A 12,918-nucleotide genomic window follows, 5' to 3' on the forward strand; every position below is an offset into this window, starting at 1 on the left:
GTCAGTGACAGACACTACGACAGTTGAAGTACCGCGATTGGGAGTTCTCATGCATATCTTCGTTACCGGCGGTTCTGGCCAAACGGGTCCCGCCATCGTCGCCGAGCTGATTGCAGCGGGTCACGCCGTCACTGGACTGGCCCGTTCTACCGCCAGCGCCGCACGCCTCGAAGCGCTTGGGGCGAAACCACTCAGTGGGTCTTTGGACGATGCTGACGTACTTCATGCAGGAGCAGTTCGCGCAGACGGTGTGGTGCATATGGGTATCGCGGGTGACTTCTCGGATCTCGATGACCTCACACGACGTAATGTCGCCGCCACAGACGCGCTCGGCGATGCGCTGGTCGGAACAAACAAGCCATTTGTGAGTACCTCGGGCACCCTCGTCATGCCGGCGGGCCGCGTCGGCAGTGAGCTGGATCCGACGGACAGCTCGGCACTGGGCGCGCACCGCATTCCAGGTGAAGAGGCTTGTCTGGGATTTGCCGGGCGCGGTGTGCGGTCGAGTGTCGTCCGACTGGCGCCGACGGTTCACGGCCCCAGGGATCGCGGCTTCATCCCGACGCTTGTGGCGACTGCTCGCAGAACCGGGGTGTCCGCCTACATCGGCGAAGGCCAGAACCGGTGGCCGGCGATTCATCGGCAGGACGCCGCGCTGTTGTTCCGTCTCGCAGTCGAAAACGCCCCGGCCGGAAGCGTTTTGCACGGCGCTGGTGAGGACGGCGTGGTATTCAAGCACATCGCCGAGAAAGTCGGCGCGATGCTCGGCGTATCTACGTGCTCGCTGGCACCCGAGGACGCTCCACAGCACTTCGACAACCCTTTCCTCGGCGTTGCCTATGGGGTCGACGCACCGGTCTCCAGCGCTCGAACCCGTGAATTGCTCGATTGGGTCCCGATCCACGCGACACTTCTCGAGGACCTCGAGACCGGCGACTACTTCACTGACACCGCAGCATGACGGTTTCCATCGGCGGGTGAGAGTGGGACGTGGTGGGTGCGCCTTGGCTCGCGATCGTGCCGTTACGCGGCTCGTCGGTCGGTGTAGCCGACTGTTCATTTGTGCATTTGATTCGATGTACGTCAATATTGATGCATGTCGAAGCAGAACCTGTTGGTCCCCGACGTCGGCCTGGGGTTGAGTGCCGAAGATGCGACAGTACTGGCGCCGGCGTTGAAGGCGCTTGCTGATCCGGTGCGTTTGCGGTTGTTGTCGGAGGTGGCGGCGCATCCAGGTGGTGAGGCATGCGTGTGTGACATCTCGGGGCCGTTCGATTTGTCGCAGCCGACGATCTCGCATCATCTGAAGGTGCTGCGACAGGCGGGTCTGGTGACCAGTGAACGCCGCGCCACCTGGGTGTACTACCGGGTGAACGCCGATGCTCTGGCCGGGTTGGCCGACCTGCTCGGCGGTTTGGCGTCGGTGGTGGGGGTTTCGCGGTCGTGCGAGGTGCCCGAATGAGCACATCGTCGGATACCGCTGTGGCAGGGAAACTTTCGATTCTCGACCGGTTTCTGCCGGTGTGGATCGGTGCGGCGATGTCGGCCGGTCTGCTGTTGGGTCGCGGTGTGCCCGGCCTGGGTGACGGGCTCGCGGCGGTGGAGGTCGATGGGATCTCGTTGCCGATCGCGTTGGGCCTGTTGATCATGATGTATCCGGTGCTGGCGAAGGTGCGCTATGACCGGCTGGACTCGGTGACCGGTGACCGCCGGTTGTTGGTGGGGTCGCTGCTGTTGAACTGGGTTGTCGGCCCGGCGTTGATGTTCACCCTGGCCTGGCTGCTGTTGCCGGATCTGCCGGAGTATCGAACCGGGCTGATCATCGTCGGCTTGGCCCGCTGCATCGCAATGGTGATCATCTGGAACGACCTGGCCTGTGGTGATCGGGAAGCGGCAGCGGTGTTGGTCGCGTTGAACTCGGTGTTCCAGGTCGTCATGTTCGCTGTGCTGGGCTGGTTCTATCTGTCGGTGCTGCCGGGCTGGCTCGGCCTCGAGCAAACCACGATCGATACCTCGCCGTGGCAGATCGCGAAGTCGGTGCTGATCTTCCTCGGCATCCCCCTCGTTGCGGGCTATCTCACCCGTCGGCTGGGGGAGAGGGCGAAAGGTCGTGACTGGTACGAAGCCACATTCTTGCCGCGACTCGGGCCGTGGGCGTTGTACGGGTTGCTGTTCACCATCGTGATCCTGTTCGCGCTGCAGGGTGACCAGATCACCTCACAACCGTGGGATGTCGTGCGGATCGCATTGCCGTTGCTCGTCTACTTCGCCGTCATGTGGGGCGGCGGATTCGCTCTGGGCGCGCTGATGGGGTTGGGCTATGCGCGGACCACCACGTTGGCTTTTACCGCGGCGGGCAACAACTTCGAACTCGCGATCGCCGTTGCGATCGCCACCTACGGTGCCACCTCTGGGCAAGCGCTGGCCGGGGTCATCGGTCCATTGATCGAGGTGCCCGTCCTCGTCGCCCTGGTCTACGTGTCCCTGGCGCTACGCCGTCGATTCGCCCAACCCGCTGACCCGTTGAGGGACACGGTTCGCGATGCCTGAACCCACCAAGGTGTTGTTCGTGTGCGTGAGCAACCGGGGCAAATCGGTGATGGCCGAACGCCTCACGCCCACGCTCACCGACCGCATCACCGCATCCTCGGCCGGCACCAGCGCCAAGACCGGTGCCCAGATCAATGAGCTGTCAGCTCAAGTGCTTGCCGAGGTCGGTGCCGACGGTGGCCATCATCAGCCTCGCCGACTCACCCAGGACCTGATGCTGGCGGCGGATCTGGTGATCGTTGTCGGTACCGCAGACGTCACCGCACCAGCCGGGGTTGATCTGCAGGTGTGGAACACCGATGAACCCTCGGATCGTGGCATCGACGGCATCGAGCGGATGCGGCTGGTCCGTGACGACATCACCGACCGAATCCGTGCCCTCGCCGACCGCCTGGAATAGTTGGCAAGGGGACGCGGTGTGGCCGGCTCAGCAGCACGCCGTGCGGGAGTCGGCCGAGGTGGCGGTGCTTCCGCCGCAGCACACCGAACCTCCGTCTGCGTCGTCAGCTACGTTCTGTTGCAACAGTGTCGGGCTTGTCCCGAAGGTCTCGGAATCGGCGAGCACGGTGTAGATCTCCCACTTCTCGTTCGCCGGGCCGGTCACCCACACTTTGTCCTGGGTGGCGAAGCAACAGGTGGAGTTGATCTCCTCCTCGGTGAACAGGCCGGCGCCGGAGAGTCGGGCGATCTCGGCGTGCACCTGGTCGCTGGACTCGACTTCCACCCCGAGGTGGTTGATGGTGCCACCCTGCCCGGGGTTCTCCAGCAGCACCAGCTTCAGCGGCGGCTCGGCCACCGCGAAGTTCGCATATCCCGGCTTCAGTTTGGCCGGAGCCACATTGAACAGTTTCGAGTAGAACTCGACCGCCGTGTCGAGATCGTCGACGTTGAGCGCAAGCTGCATACGGGACATGACCAACCGCCTTCACCTGTGAGACATATATCGAACCATCGGACGAGCTCCAGACTGCCACCTTTTCGACATATGTCAACTCCGCAGGTAGGGTAAATGGATGCCGAAGACATTGCCGACGATCGATATCAGCGCACCGATCTGCTGCGCCCCCGTGTCGGCGGCGCCGCTCGACGATGAGGCGGCACTCGAGATTGCGTTGCGGCTCAAGGCCTTGGGTGATCCCGCACGGATCAAACTGTTGTCGATGTTGCTCACCGATGAACCGGGTGAGGGGATCTGCACGTGCGACCTCGCAGCGGCGGTCGGATTGACCGAGGCCACCACCAGCCACCACCTGGGTCAGCTGCGCAAGGCCGGGATGGTCGTACCCGAACGCCGCGGGATGAATGTGTACTACCAGGCTCGGCCCGAATCGCTACAAGCGCTGTGCAGTGTTCTGGGTGCGAACACCGGTTGCTGTTGAGGACTGCTCGGTTCGCTGTCCAGATCTTGTCGGTGAGGGAGTGGACCCAGGCGGGTGTGCATTGATGCCGAGTAGCACGGGACCGCAAGTGAGATCAGGTGCAGTGGGTGTCACGGGGGCACGTTTGCTGAACCCGCGATGGTGCGCCTCCGCGCCCTCGTACCGATAGGGTCGAACAGCATGTCCGGTTCCGGATCGCGTACGGCGGAACCGGTGATGTGTCGAAAGAGTCGAAAGGAACACATGAGGCAGATCGCTTCCCGCCGCATTGAACTCGTCGCCGGCCTGTTTGCGGTCGCGCTGATCGCCGCTGCCTGCGGTAGCGGGACTACGTCGGACGACGCTGCGTCGCAAGTCTCGTCCACCGCGCCTGCGGTTTCGGAGTCGGCGGCAGCGACCAGCGAAGATGCGACCACCGACACCGCTGTGGAGACGACGCCCGAGGCCGAACCCGCCGCAGTGAAAGTCACGGGGGAACGTGACGTTGAGGTGACACTGGATGGTCCGATCGCCGTCAAGTACGCGTCGGCGACCGACGCTCAGAAGGATGCTCTCGGCGCGCCGCTGACCGGCGATCACAACGCGGGGACCCGTGAGAGTGGGGTCGTGTTTCAGCAGTTCCAGGGCGGTGTGATCATCGCGAAGAACAACGATTCGGGGACGCCGGCGTACCTCATCACGTCGGGCAAGATTCGGGACGCTTGGAACACTGAGCGTGCCCCTGACGGCACCCCGTCGCTCGCCGGCAAGAACGGCTCGCCCGGACCTCTGGGAGTTCCCACCAGCGACGTGACCAATGATGATGCCCTGCAAGAGGTGAGTTTCGAACACGGCACAGTCACCGAGAACACTCAGACCGGTGAGGTCACTGTGACGGTCAACGGCAAGGTCGTGCCGTCCGGGTTGAAGTAGACCAGCCGAACCAGTCGACCACGGTGACGTGGGTCCTCTGGCTTGGCCGATCACTGCACGATAGAAGCAACACGTGGAACGTACACGTACAGAATTGGTCCGAACGACAAGCCGACGACCAGGCCGAGGCGAAACTTACGCGCGCAACTGGTCAAACCCAATTCCTTCACTATTGTAGGAAAATCCTTCGCAGCTGAAGGAAATCGGGTTACGATGATGCCGTGGTCACCACGCATGGGCTCGACGCTGGGGTAGGGCGGCGGTCGCGGGCCGCGGCCCTCCTAGGGATAGGCCTCGTGGCGATCAGTCTCATCATGATCCCACCGGCGCTGGCCCCGTCATCGCAGGCTGCACCGCTGGCCACCGATGTGGCACTCGCGGCCCAGTGGACCGCGACCGCGGACCGGCCACAGCAGTATCCGGGGGTGCACATCGACTGGGATGTGCCGATCCGGATGAGCGACGGAACCGTATTGAAGGCCAACGTGTATCGGCCGATGGATGCGTCCGGACGTGTCGTCACCCGGCGACTGCCGACCGTGATCAACATGACGCCGTATACCAAGCTGCTCTATATGCTGATGGAATCGGCCACGGCGATTCCTGGTCTGTACGACCTGATCACCCAGGTGATCAACCGATTCGACCTGTTCAACCTTTCCGGCACGCCGCTTTCTGCGGTCGGTGAGCAGATTCGAGTGCTCACCGGCGGTGTGGCCCGCACCGTCGCAGTGGATCGTCAGTTGGTCAGATCGGGTTATGTGCAGGTCGTGATCGACGTCCGTGGCACGGGATTCTCACAAGGAGTGTGGACCGGTGCCGGCGAGCGAGAGCAACGAGATGTGGCCGAGGTCAGCCAATGGGCAGCACGCCAACGGTGGTCGACGGGGACGATAGGAGCCACCGGCCTCTCCTACGGAGCGATCAATGCACTTCAAGGTGCAGAGCAGCCGAACTCGGCCATCAAGGCCGTATTCGCAGCAGCGCCCGGCAGTGATGTTCTCCAGGACGTCATCGCACCCGGTGGCGGAATTGCTGTCGGCTTCATTCCGATGTGGGTCGCCGCCGTCAACACCCTCAAGTGGTTACCCGATCTCCAGTCGATCGTGACCGGACAGTTCGATTGGAGGTGGCTTGCCGATCGCGTGTCGAGTCCGATCACCTTCTTCGATACGTTGCTGCGCGCCTTCTTCACCGCGAGCGTCAAGGACATTCCACCCGACGTCAAACGCATCATCGACCCGAATCGTCCCTTCCGGCAGGGGATACTCGGGCATCCGGAACGGATCCGAGTGCCCACGTTCCTGGTCGGCGGGTGGCATGATCTGTTCACCAACTCCGAACCCGACATCGTGGCGGCCATCGGACTGCCACCTGCACAGAAGAAACTCTTGATGGGCGACTGGTACCACTCGACCATCGGCTCCGGCCTCGGTTCCCCCGGCGCACCTCCGCGTCTGGATGTCCTTCAGCGCGCATGGTTCGACAAGTGGCTCAAGGGTATTGACAACGGCATCGACCGATTCAGCCCGGCCACCCTCTACCAGCAGGGCGGTACGTGGACGAGTACTTCGAGCTATCCGCGACCGGGGATGACCTATGGGCGTCAGTATCTGACCGGCGCCCCGAGCAGGACCGTCGGTATCGTCTCATTCGACGGATCGCTCTCGCCGACGAAACCCGGCCATCGCGCGCATGCGGTCGTATCACCGGGATTGTCCACCGTGTGTTCCCGCGATGCGGCTCAAGGCACCGCCGGCGCGGCGGGCTTCATCGACGGTTGCGCCAAAGACGCCCGGATCTCCGAGGTTGCCGCCGCAACGTTCACGTCACGCCCGGTGACCGCGCCAACTTTGATCTCGGGGCCGGTGAGCCTGCACCTGAACACCCGACTGCAGACCACCGACGGATACTTCACCGCCACCCTGGATGATGTCGCACCGAACGGGCAATCCACCGTCGTGACATCGGGTCAGCTGACCGCATCCTTGCGTGCGATCGATGATGCGCGATCGACGAGATCCGCGGGTGGTGACTACACCAAACCCGTTCCGTATACGACACTCGCAGACCGCCAACCGATCGTTCCCGGTGATCCGACAGTCCTCGACATCGCCTTGAACCCAACAGATCTCGCCCTACAGCCAGGCCATCGGCTGCGGGTAGACATCTTTGCCGCCAACTTTCCGAAGGGAACGATGATCCCCGCACTTCTCCTCGAATCGCAACTGCGCCCGCAGACCATCGTCATCGATCCCCGTTCACCGAGCTTCATCAATCTTCCGACCAACCGCCCGATCTCGTAACAGGGCTGTACCACTCCGCAGGAAAGGTCAGTGAACTTCGCGACATGGCAAACCGAGCCACCCCACCGCGGCAACGGGCTCCCCACCTCGGCCCCGAGCGTCGACGCCCGTTCGTCCTCGACGCCGCCCTCGAGATCGCCTTGGAACAAGGCCTGCCCGCAGTCAGCATCGCCGAGGTGGCGGCGAGGCTGGGTGCGACGCGTCCCGTGGTGTACGCGTGCTTCCCTGGTCGGGAAGAGTTGCTCGACGCCCTGCTGGATCGCGAGAAGGGTGTCCTCGTGGACGAAACCCTTGCGGCCCTTCATGGTGCACGGGGTGACAATCCTGTGGATGTATTCGCCAACGGATATCGAGCACTGTTGACCGCGGTCGACAATCGTCCGGCGGCTTGGCGTCTCATCTTCGACGCCCACCCGGAGTCCGCGGCCGGCCGACGAGTGGCCGCCGGACGCAAGACTGTATTCGATGCCGCAACGGCGTGGATCGCACCCGCGATGACGCGTTGGTGGCACACTGAGCAACTCGATCGCAAGCTACCGGCGCTGATCGAGCTGTTCATGGCATCCTGCGACGCGGCCGTCCGGGTTGTTCTGGACGAGTCGAATGAGCTCGACGTCGAGCAAACCGCCGTCCTGTTCGGCACCATGATGGCCCACGGATTCGAAAAGGCTTGAGGAAAATGGCACACAGACGCATCGTGGTAGGGAATCGATGGGTGGCGGCGCCCAATTCACGCTCGTGGCGTCGACGTGTTGGAGCCACGCTGTTATGCGTGGTCGCGAGCCTGCTGGCGGTGATCGCCAATGGGGGAGCGACTGCGATGGCCGCGCCGTCGAACCGCCTCGTCGAGATCACGATTCCGGGACGACCGGGTCAGGTAGCGGATGCGTGGCTGGGATCAGTTCTCAATGCAGAACACGCGGCCCCATACCCGGGACCTCCACGAGCCAAAGTTCTACTGCCCAGTGGGTACACGCCTAGCAAGAAGTATCCGCTTCTGATTCTGCTGGCCGGGGCCAGCAGCGACTACCGGACCTGGTCTGACCCAGAACTGGGCCGGATCAGGACGACCGCCGCCGGTTTCCCCGGCATCATCGTCATGCCGGAGGGAGCGACCGGCTTCTACACCGATTGGTGGAATGGCGGCCGAAGGGGCCAACCGTCCTGGGAGAGTTACTACCTCGACGTGGTCATTCCGGAGATCCTCAAGCGCTATCCCATCCGCGAGGAGCGGCGGTGGCACGCGCTCGCCGGGGTGTCGATGGGTGGCCTAGGGGCTGCCTACCTCGGCGGGCGCCTCCCCGGCTTCTTCGGTTCGATCGCGACGATCTCCGGTCTCACCGACCTCGAACTCGTCCCTGGTATGCCGAATGCGGCCGGCCTGGTCTCTCAAGTCAACGCACGCAAACCATTCGACCTGACCCAGGTCTACGGACCCTTCGAGGGCTTTTATGCGCATGGACACAATCCAGTGCGACTCGCTGCGAATCTGACGAACACGCGCGTGTTCGTCGCGAGCGGAGATGGCACTCCGACCAGTGACGGAGAACCCAACGACAACAACATCGTGAGCGACTACCCCGGTGAAATCGGATTGATACGCCCGGGATTCGAGTCATACACCAGGGCGTTGCGCGCGGCCGGAGTACCGGTTGCAGCTCAATTGCACGCGGGTATCCACGATTTCGCCAACTTCCGGCGCGAATTGCGCGACGCCATCGCCTGGAACTTCTTCGCATCCGTACCGGAGAATCCGAGCACCTGGGTGAACGACACCGTTGCCGCTCGCGGAGAGTTGTGGGGTTTCAGGTATCGGTTCGACACCCACCCGAACCGCATCGTTCGTTTCGTGCGACACCAGAACCAATTGAGGATCTCCGCCGCCGGGAGTCCGATAACCATTTCCGGCACACATGGCTGTCGCATCCACACGCCGACACCGGCGACGATCGACATTGCGCAACTGACATGTCGATAGCTCCCGGTTCGATTGATCCCAGGCCCGAGTGTGGGTTTGGCTGCCGGATGGCACCACACATCAATCGTGCGACAGGCTCCTGAGTGGATAGGTCACGTGTTCTGGGATCGCGAGTCCGTCGCCGGTATCGTCGGATACTCTTGGGGCAACACCCGGATCTGCGGCTCGAACGCATCGACCACCGACCCCGTCGCCGGCCGTGAGTACCGCGGCGCGGAGGCTGCGGCCAACGCCGCCCGCACGGTGTTGCGCGCCACCCCAACCGCCGCGAGATCTCCTTGATCGGCATCCGCTCGCTGCGATGCAAACGACGGATCTCCGCCACTGCTCCACTGAAATCGCCCTCCTAATACAGACGGGGGTCGAATCCACCCGTCGTCAGGGGTCAGCTTTCAGACGTCGTCAACAACGCGCGCAAACCCTTCGACCTGACCCCGGTCTACGGGCCCTTCGAGGGCTTTTGTGCGCACGGACACAATCGAGCATGGCCATCCGATCCTGAAACGAACGAATGCGGTGGACTGGTCAGTCAGGTGGTGGGCACCGAACGTAGCGTGAGCGGCACGTTCTCGGTAAGGAAAGCGAGTTGGTCAGAAATGACTGCCGAGAAGAGTGGATCGACATACGGATCGAAATGACCACCGGTATAGGTGTGGACCGTGGCCTTACGGATGTTCTTCGCAGCACGGTTGGCGACCGAGGCAGGGGTCACTGCGTCCTCGGACATGATCTGCACCAACGTCGGGCACTCGATCGCCGATGCCGTTCGGCCGGGGGAATACAGCCCGATTTTCAACAGAATCCGAGCTGCCACGGTCTCGGGGTAGTCACCTTGGGAAAGACCGGATTCCTGCATCAGCCGATCGCGCCCGGTGCTCGCATCCGGTGAGACCATCACTGCGAGTGTTCCGGGTAGGCCGACACTGTCGATGTAGTGCGGCGACTGTCCACGAAGTGCTCGGATGCCGTCTTTGATGGCCGAGGGCGCAACACACAGTGTGTGCCGGAATCCGACTGCACGGACGGCGGCGATGCCGTCGATGTGGGGCACCTGCGCGATGACTGCGGCGAAATCGACGCCGGTGCCCGCGAGGGTGAGCACGTGGCCGCCGGCGAAGGATGTGCCCCATCCGACGATCCTGCTCGAATCGACTCCGTCGAGGGTCCGTGTGAAGCCGACGGCCGCACGCCAATCGGCGAGTTGTTTCGGTACATCCAGCAGCTGTCGTGGTTCGCCGTCGCTGTCACCGAAGTGTCGGTAGTCGAAGACGCACACGATGTAGCCTGCCGCCGCGAAACGTTCCGCGTATGCGTACAGGCGCATTGCCCGGGGCGTGCCGAATCCGTGCGCCATGACGATCGCAGGAAGTGGCGTAGCTTTCGCCTTCTGGGGTTGAAAGACTGTTGCTGCGCAGCGGATACCGTTGGAGGTGAACGATGCTTCGGCGCGGGTGAAATCGGTGCGTTCGTTGGTGGTCATCGAGTTCCTTCGATTCTGCGCGCGTGACGGGAAGGGACGGCCATGTTCTTCCGGTCGTGGTCATCGCGGGGCTCCACTCTCTTGAATGGTCATCAAGAACGGTAGCAGTGTCTTGAAGGGCATTCAAGATAAGATGTCGGGCATGCCCAAGAACCGCGGACTGCACGACAGGGAGGCGAAGCGGGCCGAGATCATCGGCGCCGCTCGTGAGCTGTTCGTGTCCGACGGCTTCGAGCGCACGTCCATCAGTCGGTTGGCCAAAGCTGTCGGCATCACGGCGAACACTTTGTATTGGTATTTCGAGGACAAGGACGACATCTTGGTCGCCGTTCTGACGGCGATCGTGACCGAGGATGCAGCGGATTACGCCGAAGTCGCCGATCATCCTCTCGCCGAACGTCTCGAATGGCTTGTCGGGCGGTTGCGGCGGGTGGGTCCGTTGGTGTCGACCGTGCACGAGCGTGCGACCAAGTCGGAAGTTATCAATATCTGGCACAACGGCTTTCACTCCTATTCCGAATCGCTCTTCTCTGCCGATATCGCCGCCTCGGGCCTGTCCGGGCCGGACGCGGACGCGATGATCCGCATCGGGACGTTTGTCGTCGAAGGTCTTCTGACGCACGCACCGTCGCCCGAAGCATCTAGGGCGGTGATCGACCAACTCGTCGACGCGATATCCCGAGGCCGCTCTCCAGAGCCGCCCACAGTGGATTGACCAGACCGAGCTGAGAACGCAGATCTCAGCTCTACTGCTCCGAGTATCGGTGCCCATAGCCGGGTTGCCGGATCGGCATGCCTCTGGGTGACGACCGGGTAGCTGTATCCGAGCATCTCCGCGGCGAGTGATACTGGCGCAACCCCTTACCTGTCTCGTTCAGCGGATCAATGATTCATCGGATGCATCATCGGCGCCAATGGTGGTGTAGCTGGGTTTCTCATAGGCGTCACTCGTGTAGCACAGGTGCTACACTGGGTTTATGGGCACTGTGGGTTTGCGTGAATTGCGTCAGGATGCCTCTGATCTGGTGCGGCGAGTGGAGGCCGGCGAGGAGATCACGATCACCGTTTCTGGACGTCCCAGTGCGCGGTTGGTGCCTGCGACGACTCATACTTGGCGGGCCTGGGCCGATGTGGAGAAGTTGTTCGCCGGCCCTGCCGACCTGGAGTGGGCCGAGGACACGGCCGCGGTGGATCACGGTGTGCGTGATCCGTGGGAGCCGCAGTGAGGGGCGTTCTGGACACCAGTGTCGTCATCGCCACCGATGTTCAGCCGATCGCGGGGGAGTTGGCACTTAGCGCAATCACCGTGGCCGAGTTGCACTTCGGCGTGCTGGTGGCCAAGTCGGGTGCTGCGCGTGCCGAACGGTTGCGGCGGCTGTTGTTCATCGAGCGGACCTTCGGCGCGTTGCCGGTCGACGATGCGGTCGCCGACAGCTACGGCAGGGTGGCAGCCGCGGTCGTCGAGGCGAGCCGCCAGCCCCGCGCACGGTCATTGGACCTGCTGATCGCCGCCACCGCCCATGCCCACAATGCCCGCCTGTACACGCGCAATCCGTCGGATCTGATCGGGCTCGACGATCTCGTTGAGGTCGTCACCGTCTGAGCCATGAACAGAAAAGGGTGTGTTCTAAGCTCGCGAGGTCTCCAGAGCGGGGCCGTTCACACGAAGCCCAGCTCGGTGAAGATCCGATCGGTGCGCTCGGTGACGCTCACCCTCGGTAGAACGGTGATGGTGTAGCCGAGTTCGTCGTAGGCACCGAGCAGGCGCGAGTATTCGCCGACGGCATCACCAAACCCCAGTTGCCATTCGTCGTCACCGACGTACAGCTCTCGCCAGGGTAGCGTCAGGAAAACCCGCTGGTGGTAGCTCTGTAGCTCGTCGACCGAGCACCAGGATGAGCCCGCGTAGTGGCGTAACGCCGTGTTGGCGTCGACTAGGCCGCGGTCGAAGAACACCCACTGGCCGTTGTCGTGGCCGACCAGATCCGCGAGCGCTTCATCGATGCAGTGTTGGGCGAAACCAGGGCCGTCCAACCACGGCAACGCTTGACCGCCAACACGGAGCTCGTGGCGAACCACCCGGCGGCCTGGCTCGTCAACCGGGGGGAAGCCGCGAGACGCTAGGCGTTCCAGCACAGTAGATTTGCCGCCGCCAGAGCGCCCCGACAGAACTGCCGCGCGCGATGGTTGTTGCATATCCGCCTCATATGCACAATGCGCGAGGTATCCGTGAGTAGCCGCAGTGATCACAGTTCCGAGCAACTGTGCCAGACGATCTGAGACAAACTGCCGATACGGTGCGTGACACCGAGT

The 12,918-nt window shown here is 62.9% G+C and carries 15 protein-coding genes and 1 pseudogene; 12 read left to right on the forward strand and 4 right to left on the reverse strand.

The genetic code is table 11. The features are described from left to right. Positions 1 to 49 precede the first annotated feature (49 nt). From ACPXCG_RS21295 to ACPXCG_RS21310, 4 genes are all read left to right on the forward strand, one after another. Positions 50 to 961, forward strand: coding sequence for an SDR family oxidoreductase (locus ACPXCG_RS21295; protein ID WP_425794178.1), 912 nt, complete (start codon positions 50 to 52; stop codon positions 959 to 961). Positions 962 to 1,096: 135 nt separating this feature from the next. Then, positions 1,097 to 1,462, forward strand: coding sequence for an ArsR/SmtB family transcription factor (locus ACPXCG_RS21300; protein WP_425794179.1), 366 nt, complete (start codon positions 1,097 to 1,099; stop codon positions 1,460 to 1,462). Next, the gene (arsB, locus tag ACPXCG_RS21305) at positions 1,459 to 2,550 is read left to right on the forward strand and encodes an ACR3 family arsenite efflux transporter (protein ID WP_425794180.1); all 1,092 of its coding nucleotides are present in this window, start codon (positions 1,459 to 1,461) and stop codon (positions 2,548 to 2,550) included. The genes ACPXCG_RS21300 and arsB overlap by 4 nt, the downstream gene beginning before the upstream one ends. Then, positions 2,543 to 2,950, forward strand: a complete 408-nt coding sequence (locus ACPXCG_RS21310) for a low molecular weight phosphatase family protein (RefSeq protein WP_425794181.1) — start codon at positions 2,543 to 2,545, stop codon at positions 2,948 to 2,950. Before arsB ends, ACPXCG_RS21310 begins: the two co-directional genes overlap by 8 nt. Before the next feature lie 27 nt (positions 2,951 to 2,977). Here the strand turns inward: ACPXCG_RS21310 and ACPXCG_RS21315 are convergent, their stop codons facing one another. Further along, entirely contained in the window at positions 2,978 to 3,463 is a 486-nt protein-coding gene (locus ACPXCG_RS21315) for an ArsI/CadI family heavy metal resistance metalloenzyme (RefSeq protein WP_425794182.1), read from the reverse strand. Between the two features lie 100 nt (positions 3,464 to 3,563). On the opposite strand from ACPXCG_RS21315, the gene ACPXCG_RS21320 reads away from it, so the two are divergent. From ACPXCG_RS21320 to ACPXCG_RS21340, 5 genes are all read left to right on the forward strand, one after another. Next, a complete protein-coding gene (locus ACPXCG_RS21320; RefSeq protein WP_425794183.1) occupies positions 3,564 to 3,929 on the forward strand; it encodes an Rv2640c family ArsR-like transcriptional regulator in 366 nt (121 codons plus the stop codon). Between the two features lie 243 nt (positions 3,930 to 4,172). Next, entirely contained in the window at positions 4,173 to 4,841 is a 669-nt protein-coding gene (locus ACPXCG_RS21325; protein ID WP_425794184.1) for an LGFP repeat-containing protein, read from the forward strand. 296 nt (positions 4,842 to 5,137) lie between these two features. Next, a complete protein-coding gene (locus ACPXCG_RS21330; protein WP_425794186.1) occupies positions 5,138 to 7,147 on the forward strand; it encodes a CocE/NonD family hydrolase in 2,010 nt (669 codons plus the stop codon). 44 nt (positions 7,148 to 7,191) lie between these two features. Beyond that, positions 7,192 to 7,821, forward strand: coding sequence for a TetR/AcrR family transcriptional regulator (locus ACPXCG_RS21335; protein WP_425794188.1), 630 nt, complete (start codon positions 7,192 to 7,194; stop codon positions 7,819 to 7,821). 98 nt (positions 7,822 to 7,919) lie between these two features. Further along, positions 7,920 to 9,125: an alpha/beta hydrolase gene (locus ACPXCG_RS21340; RefSeq protein ID WP_425794190.1), complete on the forward strand. Its 1,206-nt coding sequence runs from the start codon at positions 7,920 to 7,922 to the stop codon at positions 9,123 to 9,125. Between the two features lie 119 nt (positions 9,126 to 9,244). Here ACPXCG_RS21340 and ACPXCG_RS21345 read toward each other — a convergent pair. Together ACPXCG_RS21345 and ACPXCG_RS21350 are read right to left on the reverse strand one after the other, a co-directional pair. Continuing rightward, a pseudogene (locus tag ACPXCG_RS21345) lies at positions 9,245 to 9,414 on the reverse strand (IS21 family transposase); the annotation flags it as partial. A gap of 240 nt (positions 9,415 to 9,654) precedes the next feature. Beyond that, positions 9,655 to 10,605 (reverse strand): alpha/beta hydrolase, encoded by a 951-nt coding sequence (locus tag ACPXCG_RS21350; protein ID WP_425794192.1) that lies wholly within the window; start codon positions 10,603 to 10,605, stop codon positions 9,655 to 9,657. Positions 10,606 to 10,690: 85 nt separating this feature from the next. Here ACPXCG_RS21350 and ACPXCG_RS21355 point away from each other — a divergent pair, with 85 nt between their 5' ends. The 3 genes from ACPXCG_RS21355 to ACPXCG_RS21365 all read left to right on the forward strand — a co-directional run bounded on the left by ACPXCG_RS21355 (position 10,691) and on the right by ACPXCG_RS21365 (position 12,208). Continuing rightward, positions 10,691 to 11,320 (forward strand): TetR/AcrR family transcriptional regulator, encoded by a 630-nt coding sequence (locus ACPXCG_RS21355; protein WP_425794194.1) that lies wholly within the window; start codon positions 10,691 to 10,693, stop codon positions 11,318 to 11,320. A gap of 262 nt (positions 11,321 to 11,582) precedes the next feature. After that, entirely contained in the window at positions 11,583 to 11,831 is a 249-nt protein-coding gene (locus tag ACPXCG_RS21360; RefSeq protein WP_425794196.1) for a type II toxin-antitoxin system Phd/YefM family antitoxin, read from the forward strand. Next, entirely contained in the window at positions 11,828 to 12,208 is a 381-nt protein-coding gene (locus ACPXCG_RS21365; RefSeq protein WP_425794198.1) for a type II toxin-antitoxin system VapC family toxin, read from the forward strand. Before ACPXCG_RS21360 ends, ACPXCG_RS21365 begins: the two co-directional genes overlap by 4 nt. 56 nt (positions 12,209 to 12,264) lie before the next feature. Here the strand turns inward: ACPXCG_RS21365 and ACPXCG_RS21370 are convergent, their stop codons facing one another. Beyond that, complete coding sequence (locus ACPXCG_RS21370) at positions 12,265 to 12,801, reverse strand: AAA family ATPase (RefSeq protein ID WP_425794200.1); 537 nt, start codon at positions 12,799 to 12,801, stop codon at positions 12,265 to 12,267. Between the last annotated feature and the right edge of the window lie 117 nt (positions 12,802 to 12,918).

Origin of the sequence: Gordonia sp. DT218, from assembly GCF_049847105.1 — a bacterium.
Lineage (GTDB): Bacteria > Actinomycetota > Actinomycetes > Mycobacteriales > Mycobacteriaceae > Gordonia.

Excerpts from the sequence above, each read along its gene's own strand:
- ACPXCG_RS21295 (WP_425794178.1), top strand. The coding sequence starts at position 50 with ATGCATATCTTCGTTACCGGCGGTTCTGGCCAAACGGGTCCCGCCATC.
- ACPXCG_RS21300 (WP_425794179.1), top strand. The coding sequence starts at position 1,097 with ATGTCGAAGCAGAACCTGTTGGTCCCCGACGTCGGCCTGGGGTTGAGT.
- arsB (WP_425794180.1), top strand. The coding sequence starts at position 1,459 with ATGAGCACATCGTCGGATACCGCTGTGGCAGGGAAACTTTCGATTCTC.
- ACPXCG_RS21310 (WP_425794181.1), top strand. The coding sequence starts at position 2,543 with ATGCCTGAACCCACCAAGGTGTTGTTCGTGTGCGTGAGCAACCGGGGC.
- ACPXCG_RS21315 (WP_425794182.1), bottom strand. The coding sequence starts at position 3,463 with ATGTCCCGTATGCAGCTTGCGCTCAACGTCGACGATCTCGACACGGCG.
- ACPXCG_RS21320 (WP_425794183.1), top strand. The coding sequence starts at position 3,564 with ATGCCGAAGACATTGCCGACGATCGATATCAGCGCACCGATCTGCTGC.
- ACPXCG_RS21325 (WP_425794184.1), top strand. The coding sequence starts at position 4,173 with ATGAGGCAGATCGCTTCCCGCCGCATTGAACTCGTCGCCGGCCTGTTT.
- ACPXCG_RS21335 (WP_425794188.1), top strand. The coding sequence starts at position 7,192 with ATGGCAAACCGAGCCACCCCACCGCGGCAACGGGCTCCCCACCTCGGC.
- ACPXCG_RS21350 (WP_425794192.1), bottom strand. The coding sequence starts at position 10,605 with ATGACCACCAACGAACGCACCGATTTCACCCGCGCCGAAGCATCGTTC.
- ACPXCG_RS21355 (WP_425794194.1), top strand. The coding sequence starts at position 10,691 with ATGGTCATCAAGAACGGTAGCAGTGTCTTGAAGGGCATTCAAGATAAG.
- ACPXCG_RS21360 (WP_425794196.1), top strand. The coding sequence starts at position 11,583 with ATGGGCACTGTGGGTTTGCGTGAATTGCGTCAGGATGCCTCTGATCTG.
- ACPXCG_RS21370 (WP_425794200.1), bottom strand. The coding sequence starts at position 12,801 with ATGCAACAACCATCGCGCGCGGCAGTTCTGTCGGGGCGCTCTGGCGGC.